At 73.8% G+C, this 21,975-nt stretch carries 29 protein-coding genes and 2 pseudogenes; 15 read left to right on the top strand and 16 right to left on the bottom strand.

Annotated features, from left to right (window positions below):
- Nucleotides 1–81: 81 nt before the first annotated feature.
- Genes KRR39_RS01340 through KRR39_RS01330 form a run of 3 tightly spaced genes read left to right on the top strand, consistent with a single transcriptional unit; the run spans nt 82 to nt 2,122 of the window.
- A complete protein-coding gene (locus KRR39_RS01340) occupies nt 82–576 on the top strand; it encodes a DUF1003 domain-containing protein (protein ID WP_254185801.1) in 495 nt (164 codons plus the stop codon).
- Between the two features lie 38 nt (nt 577–614).
- Entirely contained in the window at nt 615–1,781 is a 1,167-nt protein-coding gene (locus tag KRR39_RS01335; RefSeq protein WP_216940035.1) for an Mrp/NBP35 family ATP-binding protein, read from the top strand.
- Nucleotides 1,782–1,783: 2 nt separating this feature from the next.
- The gene (locus tag KRR39_RS01330; RefSeq protein ID WP_216940034.1) at nt 1,784–2,122 is read left to right on the top strand and encodes a sec-independent translocase; all 339 of its coding nucleotides are present in this window, start codon (nt 1,784–1,786) and stop codon (nt 2,120–2,122) included.
- A 33-nt stretch (nt 2,123–2,155) separates the two neighbouring features.
- Here KRR39_RS01330 and KRR39_RS01325 read toward each other — a convergent pair whose 3' ends face one another.
- The 3 genes from KRR39_RS01325 to sigE are packed head-to-tail and all read right to left on the bottom strand — an operon-like array spanning nt 2,156 to nt 4,860.
- Nucleotides 2,156–3,553 carry a S1C family serine protease gene (locus tag KRR39_RS01325; protein WP_216940033.1) on the bottom strand — a complete coding sequence of 466 codons (1,398 nt, stop codon included), beginning with the start codon at nt 3,551–3,553 and terminating at the stop codon, nt 2,156–2,158.
- A 60-nt stretch (nt 3,554–3,613) separates the two neighbouring features.
- Nucleotides 3,614–4,183 carry a zf-HC2 domain-containing protein gene (locus KRR39_RS01320; protein ID WP_216940032.1) on the bottom strand — a complete coding sequence of 190 codons (570 nt, stop codon included), beginning with the start codon at nt 4,181–4,183 and terminating at the stop codon, nt 3,614–3,616.
- Nucleotides 4,183–4,860, bottom strand: coding sequence for an RNA polymerase sigma factor SigE (sigE, locus tag KRR39_RS01315; RefSeq protein WP_302053532.1), 678 nt, complete (start codon nt 4,858–4,860; stop codon nt 4,183–4,185). Before sigE ends, KRR39_RS01320 begins: the two co-directional genes overlap by 1 nt.
- On the opposite strand from sigE, the pseudogene KRR39_RS26460 reads away from it, so the two are divergent.
- Together KRR39_RS26460 and KRR39_RS26455 are read left to right on the top strand one after the other, a co-directional pair.
- A pseudogene (locus tag KRR39_RS26460) lies at nt 4,814–5,365 on the top strand (O-methyltransferase); the annotation flags it as partial. The gene sigE and the pseudogene KRR39_RS26460 sit on opposite strands and share 47 nt — an antisense overlap.
- A 79-nt stretch (nt 5,366–5,444) precedes the next feature.
- On the top strand, nt 5,445–5,741 hold the full coding sequence (locus tag KRR39_RS26455; RefSeq protein WP_436972019.1) for an O-methyltransferase: 297 nt from the start codon (nt 5,445–5,447) through the stop codon (nt 5,739–5,741).
- A gap of 140 nt (nt 5,742–5,881) precedes the next feature.
- On the opposite strand, the gene KRR39_RS01305 is transcribed toward KRR39_RS26455, so the two are convergent.
- From KRR39_RS01305 to KRR39_RS01295, 3 genes are all read right to left on the bottom strand, one after another.
- A complete protein-coding gene (locus KRR39_RS01305) occupies nt 5,882–6,469 on the bottom strand; it encodes a GNAT family N-acetyltransferase (RefSeq protein WP_254185430.1) in 588 nt (195 codons plus the stop codon).
- 78 nt (nt 6,470–6,547) lie between these two features.
- Nucleotides 6,548–8,083 carry a leucyl aminopeptidase gene (locus KRR39_RS01300; protein ID WP_254185429.1) on the bottom strand — a complete coding sequence of 512 codons (1,536 nt, stop codon included), beginning with the start codon at nt 8,081–8,083 and terminating at the stop codon, nt 6,548–6,550.
- Between the two features lie 144 nt (nt 8,084–8,227).
- Nucleotides 8,228–8,395, bottom strand: coding sequence for a DUF3117 domain-containing protein (locus KRR39_RS01295; protein ID WP_216940029.1), 168 nt, complete (start codon nt 8,393–8,395; stop codon nt 8,228–8,230).
- A gap of 128 nt (nt 8,396–8,523) precedes the next feature.
- Here KRR39_RS01295 and KRR39_RS01290 point away from each other — a divergent pair, with 128 nt between their 5' ends.
- Genes KRR39_RS01290 through KRR39_RS01280 form a run of 3 tightly spaced genes read left to right on the top strand, consistent with a single transcriptional unit; the run spans nt 8,524 to nt 10,951 of the window.
- Nucleotides 8,524–9,387, top strand: a complete 864-nt coding sequence (locus KRR39_RS01290) for a PaaX family transcriptional regulator (RefSeq protein ID WP_216940028.1) — start codon at nt 8,524–8,526, stop codon at nt 9,385–9,387.
- Nucleotides 9,387–10,178: an enoyl-CoA hydratase/isomerase family protein gene (locus KRR39_RS01285; protein WP_216940027.1), complete on the top strand. Its 792-nt coding sequence runs from the start codon at nt 9,387–9,389 to the stop codon at nt 10,176–10,178. Before KRR39_RS01290 ends, KRR39_RS01285 begins: the two co-directional genes overlap by 1 nt.
- Complete coding sequence (locus tag KRR39_RS01280; protein WP_216940026.1) at nt 10,178–10,951, top strand: L,D-transpeptidase family protein; 774 nt, start codon at nt 10,178–10,180, stop codon at nt 10,949–10,951. Before KRR39_RS01285 ends, KRR39_RS01280 begins: the two co-directional genes overlap by 1 nt.
- A gap of 7 nt (nt 10,952–10,958) precedes the next feature.
- Here the strand turns inward: KRR39_RS01280 and KRR39_RS01275 are convergent, their stop codons facing one another.
- From KRR39_RS01275 to dapE, 8 genes and pseudogenes are all read right to left on the bottom strand, one after another.
- A complete protein-coding gene (locus KRR39_RS01275) occupies nt 10,959–11,282 on the bottom strand; it encodes a VOC family protein (RefSeq protein WP_216940025.1) in 324 nt (107 codons plus the stop codon).
- A 19-nt stretch (nt 11,283–11,301) separates the two neighbouring features.
- The gene (locus KRR39_RS24090; RefSeq protein WP_254185428.1) at nt 11,302–11,565 is read right to left on the bottom strand and encodes a hypothetical protein; all 264 of its coding nucleotides are present in this window, start codon (nt 11,563–11,565) and stop codon (nt 11,302–11,304) included.
- A gap of 31 nt (nt 11,566–11,596) precedes the next feature.
- Nucleotides 11,597–12,022: pseudogene (locus KRR39_RS25780) on the bottom strand (M14 family zinc carboxypeptidase); the annotation flags it as partial.
- A gap of 81 nt (nt 12,023–12,103) precedes the next feature.
- Nucleotides 12,104–12,517, bottom strand: coding sequence for a hypothetical protein (locus KRR39_RS01265; RefSeq protein WP_216940023.1), 414 nt, complete (start codon nt 12,515–12,517; stop codon nt 12,104–12,106).
- Between the two features lie 47 nt (nt 12,518–12,564).
- Complete coding sequence (locus KRR39_RS01260; protein ID WP_216940022.1) at nt 12,565–13,038, bottom strand: SRPBCC family protein; 474 nt, start codon at nt 13,036–13,038, stop codon at nt 12,565–12,567.
- 1 nt (nt 13,039) lies between these two features.
- Nucleotides 13,040–13,342: a DivIVA domain-containing protein gene (locus KRR39_RS01255; RefSeq protein ID WP_216940021.1), complete on the bottom strand. Its 303-nt coding sequence runs from the start codon at nt 13,340–13,342 to the stop codon at nt 13,040–13,042.
- Nucleotides 13,343–13,365: 23 nt separating this feature from the next.
- Nucleotides 13,366–14,157, bottom strand: a complete 792-nt coding sequence (locus tag KRR39_RS01250) for an LOG family protein (protein WP_216940020.1) — start codon at nt 14,155–14,157, stop codon at nt 13,366–13,368.
- Nucleotides 14,154–15,218, bottom strand: coding sequence for a succinyl-diaminopimelate desuccinylase (gene dapE / locus KRR39_RS01245; protein WP_216940019.1), 1,065 nt, complete (start codon nt 15,216–15,218; stop codon nt 14,154–14,156). The genes KRR39_RS01250 and dapE overlap by 4 nt, the downstream gene beginning before the upstream one ends.
- A gap of 64 nt (nt 15,219–15,282) precedes the next feature.
- Between dapE and dapD the strand changes: the two genes are divergently transcribed.
- From dapD to KRR39_RS01225, 4 genes are all read left to right on the top strand, one after another.
- The gene (dapD, locus tag KRR39_RS01240; protein ID WP_216940018.1) at nt 15,283–16,263 is read left to right on the top strand and encodes a 2,3,4,5-tetrahydropyridine-2,6-dicarboxylate N-succinyltransferase; all 981 of its coding nucleotides are present in this window, start codon (nt 15,283–15,285) and stop codon (nt 16,261–16,263) included.
- Nucleotides 16,253–17,230 (top strand): VldE C-terminal domain-containing protein, encoded by a 978-nt coding sequence (locus KRR39_RS01235; protein WP_216940017.1) that lies wholly within the window; start codon nt 16,253–16,255, stop codon nt 17,228–17,230. Before dapD ends, KRR39_RS01235 begins: the two co-directional genes overlap by 11 nt.
- A 142-nt stretch (nt 17,231–17,372) precedes the next feature.
- Nucleotides 17,373–17,672 (top strand): hypothetical protein, encoded by a 300-nt coding sequence (locus tag KRR39_RS01230; protein WP_216940016.1) that lies wholly within the window; start codon nt 17,373–17,375, stop codon nt 17,670–17,672.
- Between the two features lie 228 nt (nt 17,673–17,900).
- Nucleotides 17,901–18,173, top strand: a complete 273-nt coding sequence (locus KRR39_RS01225) for a hypothetical protein (protein ID WP_216940015.1) — start codon at nt 17,901–17,903, stop codon at nt 18,171–18,173.
- A gap of 9 nt (nt 18,174–18,182) precedes the next feature.
- Here KRR39_RS01225 and dapC read toward each other — a convergent pair whose 3' ends face one another.
- Together dapC and fdxA are read right to left on the bottom strand one after the other, a co-directional pair.
- Entirely contained in the window at nt 18,183–19,337 is a 1,155-nt protein-coding gene (gene dapC, locus KRR39_RS01220; RefSeq protein ID WP_216940014.1) for a succinyldiaminopimelate transaminase, read from the bottom strand.
- Nucleotides 19,334–19,660 (bottom strand): ferredoxin, encoded by a 327-nt coding sequence (gene fdxA, locus KRR39_RS01215; RefSeq protein WP_216940013.1) that lies wholly within the window; start codon nt 19,658–19,660, stop codon nt 19,334–19,336. The genes dapC and fdxA overlap by 4 nt, the downstream gene beginning before the upstream one ends.
- 105 nt (nt 19,661–19,765) lie before the next feature.
- On the opposite strand from fdxA, the gene KRR39_RS01210 reads away from it, so the two are divergent.
- From KRR39_RS01210 to KRR39_RS01200, 3 genes are all read left to right on the top strand, one after another.
- Nucleotides 19,766–20,758 carry a GNAT family N-acetyltransferase gene (locus KRR39_RS01210; protein WP_216940012.1) on the top strand — a complete coding sequence of 331 codons (993 nt, stop codon included), beginning with the start codon at nt 19,766–19,768 and terminating at the stop codon, nt 20,756–20,758.
- 1 nt (nt 20,759) lies between these two features.
- Nucleotides 20,760–21,545 (top strand): hypothetical protein, encoded by a 786-nt coding sequence (locus KRR39_RS01205; protein ID WP_216940011.1) that lies wholly within the window; start codon nt 20,760–20,762, stop codon nt 21,543–21,545.
- Nucleotides 21,546–21,648: 103 nt separating this feature from the next.
- The gene (locus KRR39_RS01200; protein WP_216940010.1) at nt 21,649–21,942 is read left to right on the top strand and encodes a GIY-YIG nuclease family protein; all 294 of its coding nucleotides are present in this window, start codon (nt 21,649–21,651) and stop codon (nt 21,940–21,942) included.
- The last annotated feature ends 33 nt before the right edge of the window (nt 21,943–21,975 follow it).

Genomic DNA, 21,975 nt, shown 5'->3' with positions numbered 1-21,975 from the left:
CAGCGGCAGGACGCCCGCAAGGAGCGGCGCCGCGACCGGAGCCGCGAGCCGCACCGCGAGTCCCGCGGTCCCCGGCTCGACGTGCCCCGGGACACCCGCCGGCAGATCATCCGGCGTCCCAACGTCGACTCCGACACCTTCGGCCGGTTCGCCGAGACGTTCGCGCGCTTCATGGGCACCGCCCGGTTCCTGATGTACATGACCGGCTTCGTGGCGGTCTGGCTGCTCTGGAACGCCCTGGCCCCGGCGCACCTGCGCTTCGACCCGTACGCCTTCATCTTCCTGACCCTGATCCTCAGCCTCCAGGCGTCGTACGCCGCGCCGCTGATCCTGCTCGCGCAGAACCGGCAGGAGGACCGGGACCGGGTGATCGGCGAGCAGGACCGGCAGGCGAACTCCCGGGCGCACGCCGACATGGAGTTCCTGGCCCGGGAGATGGCCTCGATCCGGATGGCGCTCGGCGAGGTCGCCACCCGTGACTACGTGCGCTCCGAGCTGCGCTCCCTGCTCCAGGACCTCGAGGACCAGCGCCAGCGCGAGTCCGACGAGCACGACGACTCCGACTGGGACACCTGACCCCTGCCGGTGCTGGTGGCCCACGTACGCTGGCAGTCATGACCTCCCCCGATCTCGAGCAGATCAACGCCGCGCTCGCGACCGTCAACGACCCCGAGATCCGCCGACCGATCACGGACCTCGGCATGGTCGAGTCCGTCGTGGTCGCCGCCGACGGCTCGGTCGCGGTCACCGTGCTGCTGACCGTCTCCGGCTGCCCCCTGAAGGACACGATCACCCGGGACGTGACCGGCGCGGTCGGCAAGGTCCCCGGTGTCACCGGGGTGGACCTGACGCTGGGCGTGATGAGTGCCGAGCAGCGCGCCGGCCTGCAGGAGAAACTCCGCGGTGGCCAGGCGCAGAAGGAGATCCCCTTCGGCAAGCCGGACTCGCTCACCAAGGTCTACGCGATCGCGTCCGGCAAGGGCGGGGTCGGCAAGTCCTCGGTCACGGTCAACCTGGCCGCGGCGATGGCCAAGCAGGGCCTCAAGGTCGGCATCGTGGACGCCGACATCTACGGCCACTCCGTGCCGGCCATGCTCGGCCTCGGCGACGTCCGCCCGACCCAGGTCGAGGACATGATCATGCCGGTGCCGACCCCCGGCGTCGTCGAGGGCCAGCTCTCGGTGATCAGCATCGGGATGCTCAAGCCGCGGCGCGACCAGGTGGTCGCCTGGCGCGGCCCGATGCTCGACCGGGCGCTCGTGCAGATGCTCAGCGACGTCTACTGGGGCGACCTCGACGCGCTGCTCCTCGACCTGCCACCGGGCACCGGGGACATCGCGATCTCGCTGGGCCAGCACCTGCCCAACGCCGAGGTCGTCGTGGTGACCACCCCGCAGGAGGCCGCCGCCGAGGTGGCCGAGCGGGCCGGCACGATGGCCTCGATGATGCACCAGCGCGTCGTCGGCGTCGTGGAGAACATGTCCTTCCTGCCCTGCCCGCACTGCGGCCCGGAGCACCGCCTCGAGGTGTTCGGCTCCGGCGGCGGCAAGCGGGTGGCCGCGACGCTGTCCGGCCGGTTCGGCTACGACGTGCCGGTGCTCGGCGAGATCCCGCTGGACCTCACGCTCCGCGAGGGCGGCGACGCCGGCACCCCGATCGTGGACACCCACCCCGACACCCCGGCGGCGCAGGCCCTCACGAAGATCGCGGCCACGCTGTCCGGCCGGGGCCGCGGGCTCGCCGGCCTGCAGCTCGGCCTGAGCCCCGCCGGTAGGTTGTAGCCATGTTCGGGATCGGGCTGCCGGAGCTCATGGTCATCCTCGTGGTGGCCGTCGTCGTGTTCGGTCCCGATCGGCTCCCGGACTTCGCCCGCCAGGCCGGCCGGCTGGTCCGCCAGGTGCGCACCTTCACGCAGACCGCGCGCGACGACATCCGCTCCGAGCTCGGCCCGGAGTTCGCGAACTTCGAGCTCACCGACCTCGACCCGCGCCGCGCCATGCGGAAGTACATCCAGGACGCCTGGGACGAGACCGACGACGAGGCCGGCAGCACCGTCCCGAAGGCCGGCCACCGTGCCCTCGAGGACGGCGAGCTGCCGCCGTACGACAGCGACGCCACCTGACGCGCCGCCCGGTCGGTCCGCCCGACCGGCCGGTCAGCCGACCTTGCCGTCGAGGGTGACCTCGACCCGCTTGTCCTGGCCCGAGCGCCGCACCTCGAGGGTGACCGTCTCACCGGGCTGGTGGCTGCGGATCGCCACGATCAGGCTGATCCCGTCGGTGATCTGCTTGCCGTCCACGCTGGTGACCACGTCACCCTTCTGCAGGCCGGCCGCGGCGGCCGGGGTGCCGGACGGTACGTCGACCACCTCGGCGCCCTCGCTCTGCGCACCGGTGTTCACGTTGGCCCCGATCACCGGGTAGCGCGCCTTGCCGGTGGCCAGGATCTGCGAGGCGGTGATCCGCACCTGCTCCATCGGGATCGCGAACCCGACCCCGATGTTGCCGGACTCGCCGCCGACCGTGCCGCCGGTGGTGGCGATCGCGGAGTTCACCCCGACCACCTGGCCGCGCAGGTTGACCAGCGGGCCGCCGGAGTTGCCGGGGTTGATCGCGGCGTCGGTCTGCACGGCGTTGATGTAGGAGGACTGGTCCTGGTCGCCGGTGGTCACCGGCCGGTCGGTGGCGCTGACGATGCCGGAGGTGACGGTGCTGCTCAGCCCGAGCGGCGAGCCGATCGCGACCACCGTGTCGCCGACCCGCATCGACCGGGAGGACCCGATCGCGGCCGGCCGCAGCGTGTGGGCGTCGGTGACCTCGAGGACGGCGATGTCGTAGACCGGGCTGCGGCCGATGATCTTCGCGTCGTGCTTCTTGCCGTTCTGGTCGACGACCTTGAGCTGGCCCTCGCCGGTGGCGTCGGCGACCACGTGGTTGTTGGTGATCACGTGGTCCTTGTCGTCCAGGACGAACCCCGAACCGGTCGCGCCGCCCTGGGTGGTGCCGTCGGAGCCGCCGTTGGCCTGGATCTGCACGGTGCTGGGCAGCAGCTTGGCGGCGACGGCCGCGACGCTGCCGTTGTGCGCGTCGAGCGGGGCGGCGGCCCCGTTGTCGGTGCCGATCACCGGGATCTGGCCCACGCCGCCCGAGGACATCGAGCTGGACACCGCGACGCCGCCGATCACGCCGCCGAGCAGGCCGACGACGAGCGCGACCACGGTGATGACCGGCCAGGCCCAGCCCGGGAGCCGGGCGCCCCGGTCGCCCGCGGCGTGCGGGGCCCGCGGGGCGGTCGGGGCGTAGGCGTAGTCCGGCTGCGGCTGGGTCGGGTAGGTCGAGGTGGGCTGCTGGGCGCCGTACGGCTGGCCGTAGGGGCCCGGCTGCTGCGGTGCCTGCTGGGTCTCCGGGTGGCCCGGGAGCGGCGGCGGGTACGACGAGCCGAGCGGCTGGGTGTCGCTCAGGTCGCGCTCGTCCGCGGGGCCGTCCGGCTGTCCGGACGCGGCGTCGCGCCCGGGCTGCTGCTCGGGACGGTCGGCGTCGTCGTTCTGGCTCACGTCACCCATTCTCACTCACGGTCCAACCCCCGGGGCGGCGGGTCGGATGCCGGAACGTGCTCAGCGGCGGTCGCCGACCGAGCGGGCATGCGCGACACCGCTGTCCCGGGCGCCCAGCCGCCAGCCCTGCAACCGGCCGTGCACCGACGCGGCCGGGGCGACGTAGGCCGGGGTGGGCGAGGTCGACGTGCTGGCGCCCCCGATGGAGGACGCCGGCGTGCCCGTCGTACCTCCGATGCCCAGGGGGGCGGCACCGAGCGTGGTCAACCCGAGCACCGCGGCCGAGACGGACCCGGCCCCGACGAGCGCGATGCCCGCCCGGCGGCGGGTGCGGCTGCGGTCCTCGATGCGGTCGGTCTCGGCCCAGGCCGCCGACACGTCAACGGTGGCCGGGTCGAGGTCGAGCAGGGCGCCCAGGAAGCGGTCGGAGGGCTCCTCGGGACGCGGCGTGCCGGCGATCTGGGCGAGCTGCCGCTTCACCCAGCCCTCGTGCTCGACCAGGCGGCGGCACGGCGGGCAGTTCATCACGTGCGCCCAGGCCCGCTCGGTGGACTCGTCGTCGAGCTGGCCGTCGACGAGCGCGCTGACCGAGGAGCCGAGATGTCCACCCAGGCGCCGGATCGATGGCATCACGTGACCTGCGGGGCCAGCCGCGGACGGCGCCGTGACTCGGTGGGGCCGGAGTAGCGGGAGCGGCCGGCGACCGGCGCGCGGTGCGCGAGCGCCTTGCGCAGCATCGTGCGGCCGCGGTGGATCCGGGAGCGGACGGTGCCGAGCTTGAGGCCGAGGACGTCGGCGATCTCCTCGTAGCTGAGGCCCTCGATGTCGCAGAGCACGACCGCGGCCCGGAAGTCCGGGGGCAGCGCGGCCAGGGCGGACTCCACGTCCTCGTCGAACAGGCCGTCGAGGACCTGCACGTCGGGCGCGAGGGCCTTGCTCGGCAGCCGGGTCTCCGCGTCGTCGGCGAGCGCGTCGAAGCGGATCTTGGCCTTGCGGCGGGCCTGGTCGAGGAACAGGTTCGTGGTGATGCGGTGCAGCCAGCCCTCGAAGGTGCCCGGGGTGTACGACGACAGCGACCGGAACACCCGGACGAAGACCTCCTGGGTGAGGTCCTCGGCGTCGTGCGGGTTCCCGGTCAGCCGGTAGGCGAGCCGGTAGACGCGGGCCGAGTGCTGGGCGACGATCTCGTCCCAGGAGGGCGCCTGCCACTCCAGGCTCGCATCGGTGCCGTCGGGGTCGGCCTGACTCGTCGACTGGGTCATGCGCTGCTCCTCGGCCCGGGTGGGTGACGCTGTGGGTCCCGCCATCGTCGTACTGACTGCCTCCAGGCTAGAAGCCGCTCCTGAGAGCCGGCTGAGGGAAAAACCCTCGCGAAGCTGTCGATCTCGTGGTGCTCTGCCCGGACAACGGACCGACCCCGTCGGTTGTTCCCGGGAACGGCCCGGGCCAGACGGTAGAGTCCCGCCAGATAGCGAACACCGTCGCATCGCACACACTGCTGACCGCGGACACGGGTCACGACACTGGGAGGCCGTCATCGTCACGGGACTGAAGCCGGCGAGCTGGACCTACGCCGAGGAGTACGTCACCGAGGACGAGGTGCTGACCGCGGCGCGCGCCCGCGCCGAGGAGGTCGGGGTCGCCCCGATCGGCAACGGCGGCGGCGCTGCCCTGCGGTTCCTGGCCGCGGTCACCGAGGCCCGCGCGGTCGTCGAGATCGGCACCGGCACCGGCGTCTCCGGCGTCTGGATGCTGCGCGGCATGCGCCCCGACGGCGTGCTGACCACCGTCGACCTCGAGGCCGAGCACCAGCGGCTGGCCAAGCAGGCCTTCACCGAGGCCGGCATCGCCCCGCAGCGGGTCCGGCTGATCCCGGGGGGCGGCGCTCGACGTGCTGCCCCGGCTCACCGACGGGCACTACGACCTGGTGTTCTGCGACGGCGACAAGACGGAGTACCCCGAGTACCTCGCCGAGGCGCTGCGGCTGCTCAAGCCGGGCGGCATCGTGGCCTTCGACAACGCCCTGTGGCACGACCGGGTCGCCGACCCCGCCCAGCGGGACGCCGAGACCGTCGCGATCCGCGAGCTCGGCCGCACGGTCCGCGAGCACGACTCGCTGCTGCCGGTGCTGCTCCCCGTCGGCGACGGCCTCCTGGTCGCCAAGAAGGTCTGGACCCCCGGCGCCTGACCCGCCCTCGTCACGCACGCCGACCCGGGCCGTAGTCCATCTCGACCCGGGCCCCCGGCGAGCTGGGGCCCGGGTCGGGGTGAGCTCGGGCCCGGGTCGGGGTGAGCTCGGGCCCGGGTCGGGGTGAATGTGGGCCCGGGTCAGCTCTGGGGCGGGTGGGTGGGCCGGGTGGGGAGCCAGTAGCGGCGCTTGGTGCCGCGGACGTCCTCCAGGACGCCTCCGTTCGCCTCGATCACGCGGCGGGAGCCCACGTTGTCCTCGTCGCAGGTCACCAGCACCCGGTCCAGGCCGCGCTCGGCGGCGATCGGCAGCATCAGCGCGAGCGCTCGGGTGGCGTGCCCGCGGCGTCGCGCCGAGGGCCGGACGGCGTACCCGATGTGCCCACCGACCTCGAGCAGCCACGCGGTGAGCTCGTGCCGCAGCGAGATGCGGCCCACGACCTGCGGGCCGTCGGCGGTGTCGTCGACCATCCAGAGGTAGGTGCCGCTCACCCACCCGGTCGGCCGGGGGGTCCCGGGCTGCGACAGCGCGACCTCGCGCTCGCAGAACGCCGCGAAGGTCGCCGGGTCGGCGAGCGTCTCCAGGGTGTAGTCCGCCCCGACGTACCCGGGCTCCGGCGGGTGCACCATCGCCAGGAAGTGCCCGTTGCCCTCGGCGGTGAGCTCCGCCAGCGCACCGAGGTACGACGCCTGCAGCGCCGGGTCGGGCTCGGAGAGCCGGAGCGTCATCCCACCCGCCTCAGGCGTACGACGCAGCGGCGCGGCGCGCGGACCCGCCGGCCGGCGACCAGCGGACCGTGCACCTCGTCAGCCCTGGACCCCGGCCAGCGGCTCGCGCTGCTCCAGCCAGTACAGCAGGACGCGGGCCCCGAAGCCGGTGGCGCCCTTGCTGTACTCGTACTCGTCGACCGGGGAGTCCCCGACGGACGCGACGTCGAGGTGCGCCCACGGCAGGCCGCCGGTGAAGTGCTGCAGGAACAGCGCGGCGGTGATCGCGCCCGGGCCGCCGCCGGCGTTGTCGGCGTCGGCGACCTTGGAGGAGATCCGCTCCTCGTAGTCGGCCACCAGGGGCATCCGCCACAGCGGCTCGCCGCTCGCCAGCGAGGCGGTCCGCAGCGTGGCCGCGAGCGCGTCGTCGGTGGCGAAGAAGCCGCCGGTCTTCTGGCCGAGCGAGGTCTTCATCGCCCCGGTCAGCGTGGCGATGTCGACGAGGACGTCGGGCTCGAGCTCCGCGACCGCGTAGGCGAGGGCGTCGGCCAGCACCAGCCGGCCCTCGGCGTCGGTGTTGGTGACCTCGGTGGTGCGACCGCCGAAGTGCGTCAGCACGTCGCCGGGCCGGGTCGAGCGGGCGCCCACGGAGTTCTCGGCGAGCGGCAGCAGGCCGGTCACCCGCACCGGGCAGTCGACGTCGGCCAGCGCGGCCATCACCGCGAGCACGACGCCGGCGCCGGTCATGTCCCGCTTCATCGTCATCATGTTGTCGCGCGGCTTGATCGAGAGGCCACCGGTGTCGAAGGTGATGCCCTTGCCGACCAGCACGACGTGCGGGGCCTTCCGGCCGCCGCGCTTCGGGGTGTAGTCGAGCCGCACCAGCCGGGGCGGGTTGTCGGAGCCCTGGCCGACCCCGAGGATCCCGCCGAAGCCGTCGGCCGCCAGCGCCTTCTCGTCCCAGACCTTGACCTGCAGGCCGGCCGCGGTGGCTGCCTCGGAGGCCTGCTCGGCCAGCCAGACGGGGTTCTTCACGTTGGAGGGCACGAGCGCGAGCGTGCGCGCCCGCCAGCCGGCACCGGCCACCGCCAGCGCCCGTCGTACGACGTCCCGGCGGTCGTCCGCGCCGACGAGGCCGGCCAGCACGACCCGGCCCACGGGCTGCGTCGACGGCCCGTCGGAGCGCCAGTGGAACTCGTAGGAGCCGAGCACCAGGCCCTCGACGAGCGCCCGGATGCCGGCGTCGTCGCACAGCGCCGCCAGCGAGGTCGCGACCGACAGCCGGCCACGGGTCCGCCGGGCCAGCGTCGCGCCGGCGCGCCGCAGGTCGTCGGGGGTGCCGTCGCCGACCCCGACGAGCAGCAGCACCCGCAGGTCGGGGTTGCTCAGCCCGGTGGTGTCGAGGACCGGGTGCTCGACGACCTCGCCGACCGCACCGGTGACCGAGAACGCGTCGAGGAGGCCGAACAGGTCCGCGTCGAGCTCGTCGAGGAGCTCGGCGGCACCGGGACCGAGGGTGGGCCCGTCGGGCCCGGGAAGCACGGGGATCGCGACGACGTCGGCGCCGACGACGGCGGACGGGGCGACGTCACTGACCGCGACCTGCGGCGGCGACACCTGGGTGGGCAGCGCCACGGCGCCTCCTTCTGCATCGACGTACGAGCTGCGACGCATGCCGCGGGGCTCGGGTGCCCCGACCCTACCTGCGGCGGCGGGAACGCGAGGACCCCGCCCGCTCCGGGGAGCGGACGGGGTCCTGACGTCGTGCAGGGACGAGGGTCAGCCGACGACGGCGTCGAGCGCCTCGCCGAGTGCCTTGGCCTCGTCAGCGTTGAGTTCGACCACCAGGCGGCCACCACCTTCGAGGGGCACCCGCATCACGATGCCGCGCCCCTCCTTCGTGACCTCGAGCGGGCCGTCGCCCGTCCGCGGCTTCATCGCCGCCATGCGCACACCTCTTCCTGTGATCGATGCGCCCCTGATCGCGGCGCTGCTGCGTTTCTGTGGCCATTATCCCCCATATTCCCCCCGCGCCACGGCCAACCAGCCGAAGGTCGTGCGGCAGACTCGTCGGCGTGCACGCCCGGTCCGCGCTCTTCGACCTCTTCGGCGACCACCTGCGGACCCGCGGCGACCGGGCCCCGGTGGCCGCTCTGGTCCGGCTGCTCGCCCCCCTGGAGATCGCGCCGCCGGCGGTCCGCACCGCCGTCTCCCGGATGGTGCGGCAGGGCTGGCTGGAGCCGGTCCGGCTGGAGTCGGGACCCGGGTACGCGCTGACCGGACGGGCCCGCGAGCGGCTCGACGACGCGGCCGGCCGGATCTACCGGACCCGCGAGGCCACCTGGGACGGCGCCTGGGACCTGCTGGTGCTGGACCCGGTCGCGCACCGCTCGGCGCGGGACCGGGTGCGCAGCGGCCTGTCGTTCCTGGGGTACGCCGCGCTGTCGGACAGCACCTGGATCAGCCCCGTCGCCTCCCCGGAGGCCGACCGGCTGCTGGAGGCCGAGGGGGCCGGGTTCGCCCGGTTCCGGGCCCAGGACGGGGCGCCCGCCGAGCGGGCCCGGTCGGCCTGGGACCTCGACCGGCTCTCCGCGGCGTACGGTGCCTGGCGGCGGTTCGCCGAGCGGCTGCTCGACGACCCCGCCTCGGAGCTCGCCGGCGTCGAGGCCGCCGCGCCGGACGAGCGGGCGTTCGCCGTACGCTCGGTCCTCGTCCACGAGTGGCGCAAGTTCCTGTTCACCGACCCGGGCCTGCCGGCCGTGCTGCTGCCGGCCGACTGGGCCGGGCACGGGGCGGCTACGTTCTTCGCCGAGGAGGCCGCGCGGCTGCAGCCGGCGGCGTCCCGCTTCGTGGACGCCTGCCTGGCCGGCACCGCCCCCGACGCCCCAGACCCCCCGCACCCGCACGCCCCCGTGAGAGACCAGACTGGAGCCCGCTGATGACCGAGCCCGTGCTGTACGCCGTGACCGACGGTGTCGCGACGATCACCCTGAACCGCCCCGACGCGATGAACAGCCTGGACGTCGCGACCAAGGTGGCGCTGCGCGACACGGTGCTCGAGGCGTCGGGCGACGACGCGGTGCGCTGCGTGGTGCTCACCGGGACCGGGCGGGCGTTCTGCGTCGGCCAGGACCTCAAGGAGCACGTGACGATCCTCAACGACAGCTCCTCGGACGCGCTGTTCCGCACCGTGCCGGACCACTACAACCCGACGGTGACCGCGCTGGCCACGATGCCGAAGCCGGTCGTCGCGGCGGTGAACGGCGTGGCCGCCGGTGCCGGCGCGAGCCTGGCGTTCGCCTGCGACTTCCGGGTGGTGGCCGAGACCGCCGGCTTCAACCTGGCGTTCAGCGGGATCGCGCTGTCCTGCGACACCGGCTCGTCGTGGACGCTGCCGAAGCTGGTCGGCCGCGCCAAGGCCCTCGAGCTGCTCTACTTCCCGCGCACCATCAAGGCCGACGAGGCGCTGGCCCTCGGGCTGGCGACCACGGTCGTGCCCGGCGACGGCCTGGCCGACGAGGTGGCCGGGCTGGCTCGCCGCCTCGCCGAGGGACCGACGGTGTCCTACGGCGCGATCCGCCGCTCGCTGGAGTACAGCGCCGGCCACGACTTCGTCTCCTCGCTCGCGTTCGAGGCCGAGATGATGGCGCTCACCGGCGGCACCGCGGACCACCGCAACGCCGTCGACGCGTTCGTGGCCAAGCAGAAGCCCGTCTTCGAGGGCCGGTAGTGCGCCGGGCGGCCGCCACGCTGCTCGGTCCGGTCGTGGCGCTCGCCCTGCTGCTCGCCGCTCCCGTCACGGTCCCGACCGCGGGCGCCGCGACCCGGCCCCTCCCGTCGTACCTCGCGGTGGGGCCCGGCGTGCGCCAGCTCGTCACGGTCACCAGCGGCCGCTGGTCGGACACCCGGGCCTCGCTCAGCGCCTGGGAGCGCGACGGCTCCGGCTGGCGCCGGGTGCGCGGACCGGTCCGGGTCCGGCTCGGCTGGAACGGCTGGGTGCGCGCCGCCCAGCGCCGGCAGAACACCGGCACCACCCCGGCCGGCCGGTTCGCGCTGCCCGCGGCCTTCGGCAACCGGGCCGACCCCGGGGCGCGGTTGCCCTACACGCACGTCGACGGCGACGACGTCTGGCCCTACGAGCCGCGCGACCCGGCGACGTACAACGTCTACCAGCCGTCCCGGGCCGCGGGCTCGCACTGGCGCGCCGACTACCACGAGCGGCTGGCGTCCTACGGCTACGAGTACGCCCACGCGGTGGTGCTCGGCTTCAACCTGCCCCAGGGCGCGCACTGGTCCCCCCAGCGCCGCCAGTACGTCGCCACCCGACCCGCGGACACCCGGCGGGGAGGCGGGATCTTCCTGCACGTGCAGCGCAGCCGCTACACCGCGGGGTGCGTGGCCGCGCCACTCGGCGACGTCCGGTGGCTGGTGCGGTGGCTCGACCCGTCGGCGTCGCCGCGGATCGTGATGGGCCCCACGGCCTGGGTGAAGGCGACGTTCTGAGCCGGTCTCAGTGGTCCAGCACGCAGAACAGGTTGCCCTCGGGGTCACGGAGCACGACGAAGTCCGGGTCCTTCGGGTAGGGCCAGTCCTCCACGCGCTGCGCACCGAGCGACACCAGCCGCTCCACCTCGGCCCGCTGGTCCTCGGGACCGGAGGTGGACAGGTCGACGTGCACCACGTCGCCGTACAGCCCCACCCGGGGACCGCCGTCCGGCGGCAGCAGCACGTCGGGCGCCTGGGGATGGGGCGCGTAGCCGAGGGCCGAGGACCAGAAGCCGGCCCCCCGCTCCGCGTCGTCGGCGTGCAGGCAGATCGTCCTGATGCTCAGCATCGACCCACGGTAGCGCCGCTCAGCGCGAGGCGCCCAGCACCCGCAGCAGCTGGCGCGGAGCGGTCACCGTCATCCGGTGCCGGCCCGGGTGCCGGCCGTACTCCGCGGTGACGGCGACCCCGGCGTGCCGGGCCATGAACCACTGGGTGAACGTGCCGTGGCAGACGCCGCCGCAGGTGAGCGGCTTGCGGGGCAGGTGCAGCGAGCGCGCCAGCCGACGCGCGAACGGGCGGGACTCCGGGCTGGACACGTCGACGCCGTCGAGGGGCTGGTGGAAGCTCACCACCCAGCGGGGGGCGCACCTCGTCGAAGAACGCCATCAGCGCCCGGGTCTCGGGCTCGGAGCCCGCGCGCGGGCCGGACTCGTAGTGCCCGTCGAGGTCGGCCCAGCGGTAGGGGTAGTTGCGGTTCAGGTCCACGCCGTGCGCGTTGCGGCGGGTCCCGCGGGCCAGCCCGTCGGGGTTCGCGACCGGGACGAGCCACAGGTCGATGCCGCGGACCGGGCGGCCGTCCCGGACGGCGGCCAGCAGCAGCCGGGTCCGCGGCTCGTCGCCGTGCAGGGTGGCCATCACCACCACCCGGTTCGCCGACGCCGGGTCACCGACCCGGTAGGCGCGGATCGGCCGGCCCTGCACCGAACGCCCGATCACCCGCGTCTCGACGACCGCCGGACGCGCGGGACCGGACCGCGCCGCCGGGCCGCCGGTCGCGCCGGCGGCCGGCTGGACGACTCCCAACACACCCAGCACGCCCAGTAGCAGGGCGGGCAGCAGGACGGGCAGCAGGACGGGCAGGACCGTGCGCAGCGGGCGGGGCACCGGTCAGGGGATCTTGTCGAGGGCGAGGAAGACGGTCCAGATCACGGTCCCGACCAGCAGCCCGACGTGCGCCAGCACCGAGAGGCCCGGGCCCTCGCCCCAGCTGTCGGTGGCCGGTCCGGAGGAGTGCCGGCCCTTGGCGGGCAACCACCGGGCCAGCACCAGCAGCCCGGCGACGACGGTCACCCACCACAGCAGCAGGCCGACCACGCCGAGCACGGTCGTGCCGGTCAGCAGGAAGGCCACCCACACGACCAGCGCCGGGACGCCGGCGATCGTGTGCAGGTGGAGGACGGCCTTGGGGATCGCGATGCGGCCGGCCGCGTCGCCGTCCTCGCGGGAGAGCCGGACGCGGGTCAGCACGACCACGACGGCCGCGAGCACGGTCAGCACCCAGGTGATGAGCAACGGAGTCACGGGGCGAGCATGCCCGACGCGGAGCCCTCCCCGCACGTTCTACGGGGTCAGCGGCCCCGGCGAGCCGCGCTCTCCCGCTCGACCTGGCCCCGCAGGGTGCCGAGTCCCTTGTCGAGCAGCCACTCCACGACCGGGCGTACGACGCGGAAGCCGGCCGCCCCCAGCGCGCCGAAGGGGATCACCACCACCTCGGCCCACACGAACGTGCTCGCGTGCTCGCCGCGGGCCACCACGGAGAACTCGCCCTCGCCCTTCACGACCGCGCCGCGGTGCAGCACCTCGCAGCGGCCCCCGCCGTCGGCGGTGCGCTCCCAGGCGGTGATCGTCATCGGGTCCCAGAAGCCGACCGGGCCGATCCCGCTCCAGGCCCGGAACCGGCCGCCCAGGCTCCGGGCGTCGTCGACGTTCTCCACCCGCGTCTGCGGGATCCACTCGTCCTGGCGGGGCCAGTCGGTGACGTGCTGCCAGACCTCGTCGGCGGGCACGTCGATGTCGACGCTCCGCTCGAGGCGGGTGCGCACCTCAGGCCCCGGTGTCGTCGGCCGGCCGGGCCGGGTCGTGAGGCCGGTCGTCGGACCCGGGCCGCGGCTCGCGCTCGGCGGCGAGCCGGTCGAGCAGCGCGTCCACCTCGGACATCCGGTAGCCCCGCACGGCCGTGGAGAACCGGACCCGGCGCAGGTCCTGGGCGGTCAGCGGACCCTCGGCCGGCACCCGGGCGTCCGGGCGGTCGTCGAAGGACTCCGCCATCGAGCCGCCGGCGCCGGCGGCCACCACGGCGATGCCGCCCATCACGGCGACCACGATCACGGCGAACAACCACGTCATGCACCGATCGTAGAGACGCCTGCCTAGTCGGGCTGCTCCGCGTCCGTCGGCGTCTCGCCGGCCCCGGGAGCGTTGCTGGCCCGGGCCCGCTGGGCGCGGACCATCACCGCGACCGCCTCGTCGACGTCGTCGGTGACCACGAACATGTCCAGGTCGGCCTCGGAGATCTTGCCGTCGGCCAGCACCGTGGAGCGCAGCCAGTCGACCAGTCCGGACCAGTAGGCCGTGCCGACCAGCACGATCGGGAACGACGTGACCTTCTGGGTCTGCACGAGCGTGAGCGCCTCGAACAGCTCGTCGAAGGTGCCGAAGCCGCCCGGCAGGACGATGAAGCCCTGGGCGTACTTCACGAACATCGTCTTGCGCGCGAAGAAGTAGCGGAAGTTCAGCCCGCGGTCGACGTACGCGTTGAGGCCGGCCTCGAAGGGCAGCTCGATGCCGAGCCCGACCGAGATGCCGCCGGACTCGCAGGCACCCTTGTTGGCCGCCTCCATGACCCCGGGGCCGCCGCCGGTGATCACCGCGAAGCCGGCCGCGACCAGCCGGGCGCCGATCGCCTCGGCGGCGGCGTACGCCGGGTCGTCCACGGAGGTGCGGGCCGAGCCGAACACCGAGATCGCCGGGCCGAGGTCGGCCAGCGTGCCGAAGCCCTCCACGAACTCGCTCTGGATGCGGAGCACCCGCCACGGGTCGGTGTGCAGCCAGTCCGCCGAGCCGCGGGAGTCCAGCAGCCGCTGGTCGGTGGTGCTGGAGTCGATCTGGTCGCGCCGCATCACCGTGCGGCCACGGAAGCGCTCCGGGACGTGGTTGCTCATGTTCCCTCCCCCAGCCAGGACCGGAGCTGCCGCTCGACGGTCGCGATGTGCGCGAGCGGGACGAACTCGTCCTGCTTGTGCGCGAGGTGCGGGTCGCCGGGGCCGAAGTTCACCGCGGGGACGCCGAGGGCGCTGAACCGTGCGACGTCGGTCCACCCGAACTTGGGGTTGGCGGTCCCGCCCACGGCCTCCAGGAACGCCGCGGCGGCCGGCACGGACAGCCCGGGCATCGCCGCCGGTGCCGAGTCGCTGAGCTCGATCTCGAAGCCGTCGAAGACCTCGCGCATGTGCGCGTAGGCCTCCTCGACCGAGCGGTCCGGAGCGAACCGGTGGTTGACCGAGACCACGCACTCGTCGGGCAGCACGTTGCCGGCGACGCCGCCGGAGATGTAGACCGCGTTCAGGCCCTCGTGGTACTCCAGCCCGTCGATGACCGGCCGGCGGGCCTCGTAGGCGTTCAGCCGGGCCAGCACCTCGCCGGCGGCGTGGATCGCGTTGACGCCGGTCCAGGAGCGCGCGGAGTGCGCGCGCACGCCGGTGGTGCGTACGTCGACCCGCAGGGTGCCCTGGCAGCCCGCCTCGACGACCGCGTCGGAGGGCTCCATCAGGATCGCGAAGTCGGCCTGCAGCAGGTCGGGGTTGCTCTCGGCGAGCAGCTGGAGGCCGTTGCGCTCGGCCTCGACCTCCTCGCACTCGTAGAACAGGTAGGTGATGTCGCGGTTGGTGACCGGCATCGTCGCGGCGAGCTTCAGCGCGATCGCGACGCCGGCCTTCATGTCGCAGGTGCCCAGGCCGTGCAGGTTCTCGGCGTCCCGGCGGGCGGGCAGGTTCGCGTTCAGCGGCACGGTGTCGATGTGCCCGGCGATCACCACCCGCTCGGCGCGGCCCTGCCGGGTGCGGGCGACGACGGTCTGCCCGAAACGCTGCACCTCCAGGTGGTCCAGCCCGCGCAGGGCCGTCTCGATCGCGTCGGCGATCTTCTGCTCGTTGCCGCTGACCGACTCGATGTTGACCAGGTCCTCGGTCAGCTGGGCGGCGTCCACGGTGAGATCTAGATGCATGGGCCCCATCCAACCAGCCGTCCCGGTCCGGACCCCTTCGCACCGCCTTGGGTAGCGTTGAGCCGTGACCTCCTCGACTGCCGACACCGCCCCGACCGACGCCCCGACCGCTGCCTGGGGCGACGGCCTCGCGACGTACGCCGGCGTGGAGGGTGAGGGCGGGGTCCTCGACACGTGGTACCCGTCCCCGCGGCTGGGCGCCCCCGACGACGTCCCGGGCTCCCCCGTCGAGCTGGCCCGTCTCGAGGGGGTCGACGAGGTGCGCGGCGTACGGCGCCGGGTGGTCCGCACCGTGGTCACCGACCTGCAGGCACCGCCGGCCGACCCGCAGGACGCCTGGCTGCGGCTGCACCTGCTCAGCCACCGGCTGGTCGCCCCGCACACGGTCAGCCTGGAGGGCGTCTTCGGGCTGCTCGCCAACGTCGTGTGGACCGACGCCGGCCCCTGCGCGGTCGACGGCTTCGAGGCCACCCGGCTCCGGCTGACCGAGGCCCGCGGCCGGGTGACGGTGCTCGGCGTCGACAAGTTCCCGCGGATGACCGACTACGTGCTGCCGACCGGCGTGCGGATCGCCGACGCCGACCGCGTGCGGCTCGGCGCGCACCTGGCCGAGGGCACCACCGTCATGCACGAGGGCTTCGTGAACTACAACGCCGGCACGCTGGGCGCCTCGATGGTCGAGGGCCGGATCAGCGCGGGCGTGGTCGTCGGGGACGGCTCCGACGTCGGCGGCGGCGCCTCGATCATGGGCACGCTGTCCGGAGGCGGCAAGGAGGTCATCTCCGTCGGCCGCCGCTGCCTGATCGGTGCGAACGCCGGCATCGGCATCTCGCTCGGCGACGACTGCGTGGTCGAGGCCGGCTGCTACGTCACCGCCGGCACCAAGGTGAGCGTCCTGGGCGCCGACGCCCGGGTGGTCAAGGCCTCCGAGCTCTCCGGGGCCAGCAACGTGCTGTTCCGCCGCAACTCCACGACCGGTGCCGTCGAGGCGGCCGCGTGGGGCGGCGACGGGATCGCGCTGAACGCCGACCTGCATGCCAACTAGGCGACGGCGCAGCGGTCCCGCCCGGGCCGCGGTCGTGCTGCTCGCCTGCCTCGCCGTGGCAGCCGGCGTGTTCGCGCTCTACGACCGGGGCGTGGGGCCGCTCCCCGACCCCGAGGGCTGCCGGGCCAGCGTCGGCGGCGTGGTCGTCGACCTGTCCACCGAGCAGGCCGAGAACGCCACCACGATCGTCGCGGTCGGCGTCCGGCGCGGGCTGCCGGCGCGGGCCGCCTCGATCGCGCTGGCCACCGCCTACCAGGAGAGCAAGCTGCGCAACCTGGACCACGGCGACCGGGACTCCCTCGGGCTCTTCCAGCAGCGGCCCTCCCAGGGCTGGGGGACCGCGGCGCAGATCCAGGACCCGTACTACGCAGTGAACAAGTTCTACGACGCGCTGGTGAAGGTCGACGGCTACCAGACGATGCGGATCACCGAGGCGGCGCAGGAGGTGCAGCGATCCGGCTTCCCGGAGGCCTACGAGGACCACGCCGCCGACAGCCGGGCCCTGGCCTCGGCGCTCAGCGGCTACAGCCGGGCCCGGTTCAGCTGCGTGGTCGACGACCCCGGCTCGGCCGCGTCCCAGGCACCCGGCCGCAACGGACTGACGCCGCGCGCCGACCGGGTCCGCCGCGACCTGCGCAAGGCGTTCGGCGCGCTGCCGCTCGGGGGGTACGACGCAGGCGGCGTCTCGACCGGCCACATGAAGGGCTCGGCGCACTACGAGGGCCGCGCGATCGACGTCTTCGTGCGGCCGATCAGCGCCGCCCACAAGCGCACCGGCTGGGCGATCGCGTCGTACCTGGTCGCGCACGCGTCCCGGCTCGAGATCGACCACGTCATCTTCGACAAGCGGATCTGGACCGCCGGGGCCCGCTCCGAGCAGGGCTGGCGCGACTACGACCCGGGCAACGCCCCCGGGGACCGCAGGATCCTGGAGCACCGCGACCACGTGCACGTCGACGTCCCGTGATCCTTCCGGTTCGTCCCTCTCGCGTTATTTGACCTGGATGTCGTTGACGGCGTGGGGACCGACCGCGAGGCTGGACCCACGCGCGCACAGGGGGGCCTGGCGGGTGTTCTGCGAGACGACCAGTGGGGGGGACCACACCATGATGAGCAGCGACTCCATGATCTACACGATCGGCACGGCACTGAACCGCGCCCGCGACAACCAGCTCGGGGTCCAGGTCCTCGTCGAGGGCCAGTGGCTCGGCGGCCAGGTGCTCGCCGTCGACGGGCACGGCGTGGTGCTCGACTCCTCCGCCGGCTCCGCCACGGGGTACGGATCGGAGCACGCGGTGGTCCGGATGGAGAGCGTCGCGGCGGTCCGGGTCTCCACCCGGGCGCCGTTCTCGCCGCCGGTCGACCCGGCGGCGGCGCTGATGCCGGCGCCCCGCGGCGCGACGCCCTGACCGTCCGCCGCATCGGGCAACCACGACAAAAGCCGCAATACGGATAAGCCCGGCTATCTAGTCCTTTCGGGTCATCACCCCGGCGTTCGGCCAGCCGGTCCGGGACGGGAGGCCGATGCGCCGGACGGGGCCCGGGGACCACGATGAGGGCATGACCTGGGGGGTACTCCCCTCCCGGTGCCAATCGAGGGGTCGAGGGCCATCCTCACGACCTCCAGGGGGTAGCTCATGTTCAGTGACTCGGTTCTCTACACGATCGGGACCGCGCTCAACCGCGCGCACGACAACAACGTCGCCGTGCAGGTCCTCGTCGAGGGCCAGTGGCTCACCGGCCGGGTCGCCGCGGTCGACGGGCACGGCGTGGTGCTGCACTCCGACGACGCCGAGCACGCCGTGGTCCGGATGGGCAGCGTCTCCGCGGTCCGCGTGTTCGCCGCCGCCCCGATGCGCACCCCCATCGTCAGCGCGATCCCGATGCCCGGCTACGAGCAGGCCGGCTGAGCCCGGTCCTCAGTCCCGGTCGGCCAGGCGTCGTACGGCGGCCGCCACCCGCTCGTCGGTGACGGTGAACGCCACCCGCACGTGCTCGGCGCCGGACGGCCCGTAGAACTCCCCCGGCGCGACCAGGATGCCCCGGTCGGCCAGCCAGCCGACGGTGTCCCAGCAGGGCTCGCCGCGGGTCACCCACAGGTAGAGCGACGCCTCGGAGGCGTCGACGCGGAACCCGGCACCCTCCAGCGCCGCCCGCAGGTCGGCACGGCGCCGGGCGTACCGGGCGTGCTGCACGGCCACGTGCGCGTCGTCCTCGAGCGCCACCCGCATCGCGTGCTGCTGGGGGCCGGGCATCTGCAGGCCGAGGTTCTTGCGCACCGCGAGCAGCTCGCCGACGACGGCCGGGTCGCCGGCCACGAAGGCGCAGCGGTAGCCGGCCAGGTTGGAGCGCTTGGACAGCGAGTGCACCGAGAGGATCCCGGTGTGGTCGCCGTCGCAGACGTCGGGGTGCAGCACCGAGACGGGCGGCTCGCCCTCCCACGCCATCTCCAGGTAGCACTCGTCGGAGACCAGCAGCGCGCCGCGCTCCCGGCACCACGCGACCACCTTGCGCAGGTGGTCGACCGGCAGCACCCGTCCGGTCGGGTTGGACGGCGAGTTCAGCCAGACCAGCTTCACCCGCTCCGGGCCGACGGACGTCAGCGAGTCGGTCGCCACGGCCCGGGCCCCGGCCAGCCGGGCGCCCACCTCATAGGTCGGGTAGGCCAGCGCCGGCTGCACCACGACGTCACCGGCGCCCAGCCCGAGGTGCAGGGGCAGCGAGGCGATCAGCTCCTTGGAGCCGATCACCGGCAGCACCCCGGTGACGTCGAGCCCGGTCACCCCGAAGCTGCGGGCCAGCCAGTCGACGGCCGCCTGCCGGGTGTCCGCGCGGCCGACGGTGAGCGGGTACCCCGGCGAGTCGGCGGCCGCCGCCAGGGCCTGCTGCACGACCTCGGGGGTGGGGTCGACCGGCGTGCCCACCGAGAGGTCGACGAGGCCGTCGGGGTGCGCCCGCGCGCGGTCGCCGTACGCCGTGAGGTGGTCCCACGGGAAGTCCGGCAGCGAGGTGGAAACCGAACGCGCCGCCCACCAGGGTGCGGTGGGCGGCGCGTCGTCGTGGCTGGAGGTCATTCGGCGTTCTGCGGGAAGGGCAGCGCCGCGATAAGCGGGTGGTCCTTGTCGATCACGCCGAGCTTGGCCGCACCACCGGGCGAGCCGAGGTCGTCGAAGAAGTCGACGTTGGCGTTGTAGTAGTCCTTCCACTGCTCCGGGGTGTCGTCCTCGTAGAAGATCGCCTCGACCGGGCAGACCGGCTCGCACGCACCGCAGTCGACGCACTCGTCAGGGTGGATGTAGAGCATCCGCTTGCCCTCGTAGATGCAGTCGACGGGGCACTCGTCGACGCAGGCCCGGTCCTTCAGGTCGACGCAGGGCTGGGCGATGACGTAGGTCACCTTGTTCCTCCCGATAAAGCTCTGTGGTGGTCCTTCACAGCCTAGTATCACGTCCGGCGCACCTCGCACCGAACCCCGCCACGCAAGACGAAAGCCCTCGGTCCCATGAGCTCTCCCCCCGGCCTCGGGCCGCACTGCGTCGGCCTGCGGGTGGTCGTGCGACGGGTGCTGCCCGGCCGCACCGGCCCCTCCGGCGGGCCCGCGATGACCGACCTGCTCGGGGTGCTGGAGACCTGGTCGCCGCCGGTGCTCACGGTCCGCTCCGAGGACGGCGCCCTCACCGAGATCGCGCTGGCCGACGTGGTGTCCGGCAAGCCGGTCCCGCCGCGTCCCTCGCCCCGCATGCGGGTCAGCGCGGAGCAGGCCTGCCTGCTGTCGAACGCCTCGTGGCCGGCGGTGCACACCGAGGACCTCGGCGACTGGCTGCTGCGCGCGTCCGGCGGCTTCAGCGCGCGGGCCAACTCCGTGATGGCGATCGGCGACCCCGGCGTGCCGTTCGGCGAGGCGTTGGACCGGGTGGTCGCGTTCTACGCCGGGCACCATCTCCCGGCCTGGGCCCAGGTCGTCGTCGGCTCGGAGACCGGGGACCGGTTCGCGGACGCCGGCTGGCGGACCGCACGGCCCGGCGAGGCCGACTCCGAGCTGCAGCTGGCCTCCGTCGCCCAGGCCTCCCGCGCCGTGCGCCGGCTGCTGCCGCCGTCCGCACCGACTGCGCTGGTGAGCCAGACGGCGGGTCCCGGCTGGCTGGCCAACGACGCGCGCGCCCGGGCGCACCCGGCCGACGCGGTCGCCGTGCTCGAGGGGCCGGCCGAGGTCGGCTTCGTCTCCGTCGTCGAGGACGGCGTGGTCGTCGCCAAGGGCCGGGTGGCCGCCGACGGCGACTGGGCCGGCATCACCGACGTGTGGGTCTCGGTCGACCACCGGCGCCGCGGCCTGGCGCTCGTGGTGATGGCCGAGCTCCTCGAGTGGGCCGCCGAGCGCGGTGCCGGCACGGCGTACCTCCAGGTCCGCGGCGACAACGCACCCGGGCTCGCGCTCTACGCCGGGCTCGGCTTCCGCACCCACCACACCTACCGCTACCTCGCCCAGGGGGCCTGACGTGCGCACCCGCCTCGCGCTGCTGATGCTGGCGCTGGTCGCCGGCCTGACCGTCGCGCCGGCGGCCACCGCGGAGGGCTCCGCGCGCTACGCGGTGATCACCTTCCACAAGAACTACCGGGACACCTTCCGCTCGACGCTGACCTGGGAGGTGTTCCGCGGCACCGGCAGCCACCGCACGTCCCTGCAGCGGCTGGAGTGGCGGGCCGGGTCCGGCTACTTCCGCAACGCGACGGACTCCTGCGCACGCAACCGCGGCTGGCTGCCGGACGGGACCTACCGGCCGCGGCTGTTCGCGGACTACCACGGCAACCTGATCAAGGGCCGGGCGATCTACCTCGGCCAGAAGACCTGCGCCCACGGCACGATGCGCACCGACCTGTTCATCCACTCCGAGCAGGGCGCCGGCAACCGGCAGTGCGCGGACACCCGGGGCGACCAGCTGTGCCGCTGGGAGTACCCGAAGGTCAACGACTACCGGTCCTACGGCTGCGTGAAGCTCTCACCGGGCGACCTGCACGAGCTGTACGACGCGTGGCGGCGCTGGTTCCCGCTCGGCGCCCCCCGACCGGGTCACCGTGCGCGTCCTCTAGCCCCGCCAAACGCTGGTCGAGGTGCGAGCGCAGCGAGCCTCGAGACCACCCGCACCTTCGCGACGGACCAGGTTTCGAGGCCCTCGGCCAGCGCCTCGGACACCTCAACCAACGCGAGACCGGCCAGCGCCTCGGACACCTCAACCAACGCGAGACCGGCCAGCGCCTCGGACACCTCGACCAACGCTGGTTGAGGTGCGAGCGCAGCGAGCCTCGAAACCACCCCGCACCAGGTCGCTGTCCACAGACAGAGGAGACCGCCGTTGTCCCTGCCGGGATCAGCGGACACGCTGTCCCATGCCCTTCGTCTACATCCTCGAGTGCCGAGACAAGTCGTTCTACGTCGGGAGCACCTGGGACCTCGAGCGCCGCCTGTCCGAGCATCAGGAGGGACTGGGCGCCGCGTACACCCGCCGACGTCGCCCCGTCCGGCTCAGGTGGCACGCGGCGTACGACTCCATCGCCGAGGCCTACGCGATGGAGAAGCGGGTGCAGGGCTGGAGCCGGGCCAAGAGGATCGCCTTGATCGAGGGCCGGTTCGACGACCTTCCGGGTCTCTCACGGCGGGGCCAGAGCCGCGCGACCGAGTGACCAGGTTTCGAGGCCCTCGGCTAGCGCCTCGGG

Origin of the sequence: Nocardioides panacis, from assembly GCF_019039255.1 — a bacterium.
Lineage (GTDB): Bacteria > Actinomycetota > Actinomycetes > Propionibacteriales > Nocardioidaceae > Nocardioides_B > Nocardioides_B panacis.
The sequence above is the reverse complement of the archived record's forward strand: the minus strand, read 5'-3'. Positions and strand labels throughout refer to the sequence as shown.

Coding starts and splice junctions, on each gene's coding strand:
- KRR39_RS01305 (WP_254185430.1), bottom strand. CDS start 6,469: ATGACGCTCCGGCTCTCCGAGCCCGACCCGGCGCTGCAGGCGTCGTAC.
- KRR39_RS01230 (WP_216940016.1), top strand. CDS start 17,373: ATGAGCAGCGACTCCATGATCTACACGATCGGCACGGCACTGAACCGC.
- sigE (WP_302053532.1), bottom strand. CDS start 4,860: ATGGCGGGACCCACAGCGTCACCCACCCGGGCCGAGGAGCAGCGCATG.
- KRR39_RS01200 (WP_216940010.1), top strand. CDS start 21,649: ATGCCCTTCGTCTACATCCTCGAGTGCCGAGACAAGTCGTTCTACGTC.
- KRR39_RS01225 (WP_216940015.1), top strand. CDS start 17,901: ATGTTCAGTGACTCGGTTCTCTACACGATCGGGACCGCGCTCAACCGC.
- KRR39_RS01210 (WP_216940012.1), top strand. CDS start 19,766: ATGAGCTCTCCCCCCGGCCTCGGGCCGCACTGCGTCGGCCTGCGGGTG.
- KRR39_RS01295 (WP_216940029.1), bottom strand. CDS start 8,395: ATGGCGGCGATGAAGCCGCGGACGGGCGACGGCCCGCTCGAGGTCACG.
- KRR39_RS01285 (WP_216940027.1), top strand. CDS start 9,387: ATGACCGAGCCCGTGCTGTACGCCGTGACCGACGGTGTCGCGACGATC.
- KRR39_RS01330 (WP_216940034.1), top strand. CDS start 1,784: ATGTTCGGGATCGGGCTGCCGGAGCTCATGGTCATCCTCGTGGTGGCC.
- dapC (WP_216940014.1), bottom strand. CDS start 19,337: ATGACCTCCAGCCACGACGACGCGCCGCCCACCGCACCCTGGTGGGCG.
- KRR39_RS01320 (WP_216940032.1), bottom strand. CDS start 4,183: ATGCCATCGATCCGGCGCCTGGGTGGACATCTCGGCTCCTCGGTCAGC.
- KRR39_RS01235 (WP_216940017.1), top strand. CDS start 16,253: ATGCCAACTAGGCGACGGCGCAGCGGTCCCGCCCGGGCCGCGGTCGTG.
- KRR39_RS01275 (WP_216940025.1), bottom strand. CDS start 11,282: ATGCTGAGCATCAGGACGATCTGCCTGCACGCCGACGACGCGGAGCGG.
- KRR39_RS01335 (WP_216940035.1), top strand. CDS start 615: ATGACCTCCCCCGATCTCGAGCAGATCAACGCCGCGCTCGCGACCGTC.
- KRR39_RS01255 (WP_216940021.1), bottom strand. CDS start 13,342: ATGACGTGGTTGTTCGCCGTGATCGTGGTCGCCGTGATGGGCGGCATC.
- KRR39_RS01250 (WP_216940020.1), bottom strand. CDS start 14,157: ATGAGCAACCACGTCCCGGAGCGCTTCCGTGGCCGCACGGTGATGCGG.
- dapE (WP_216940019.1), bottom strand. CDS start 15,218: ATGCATCTAGATCTCACCGTGGACGCCGCCCAGCTGACCGAGGACCTG.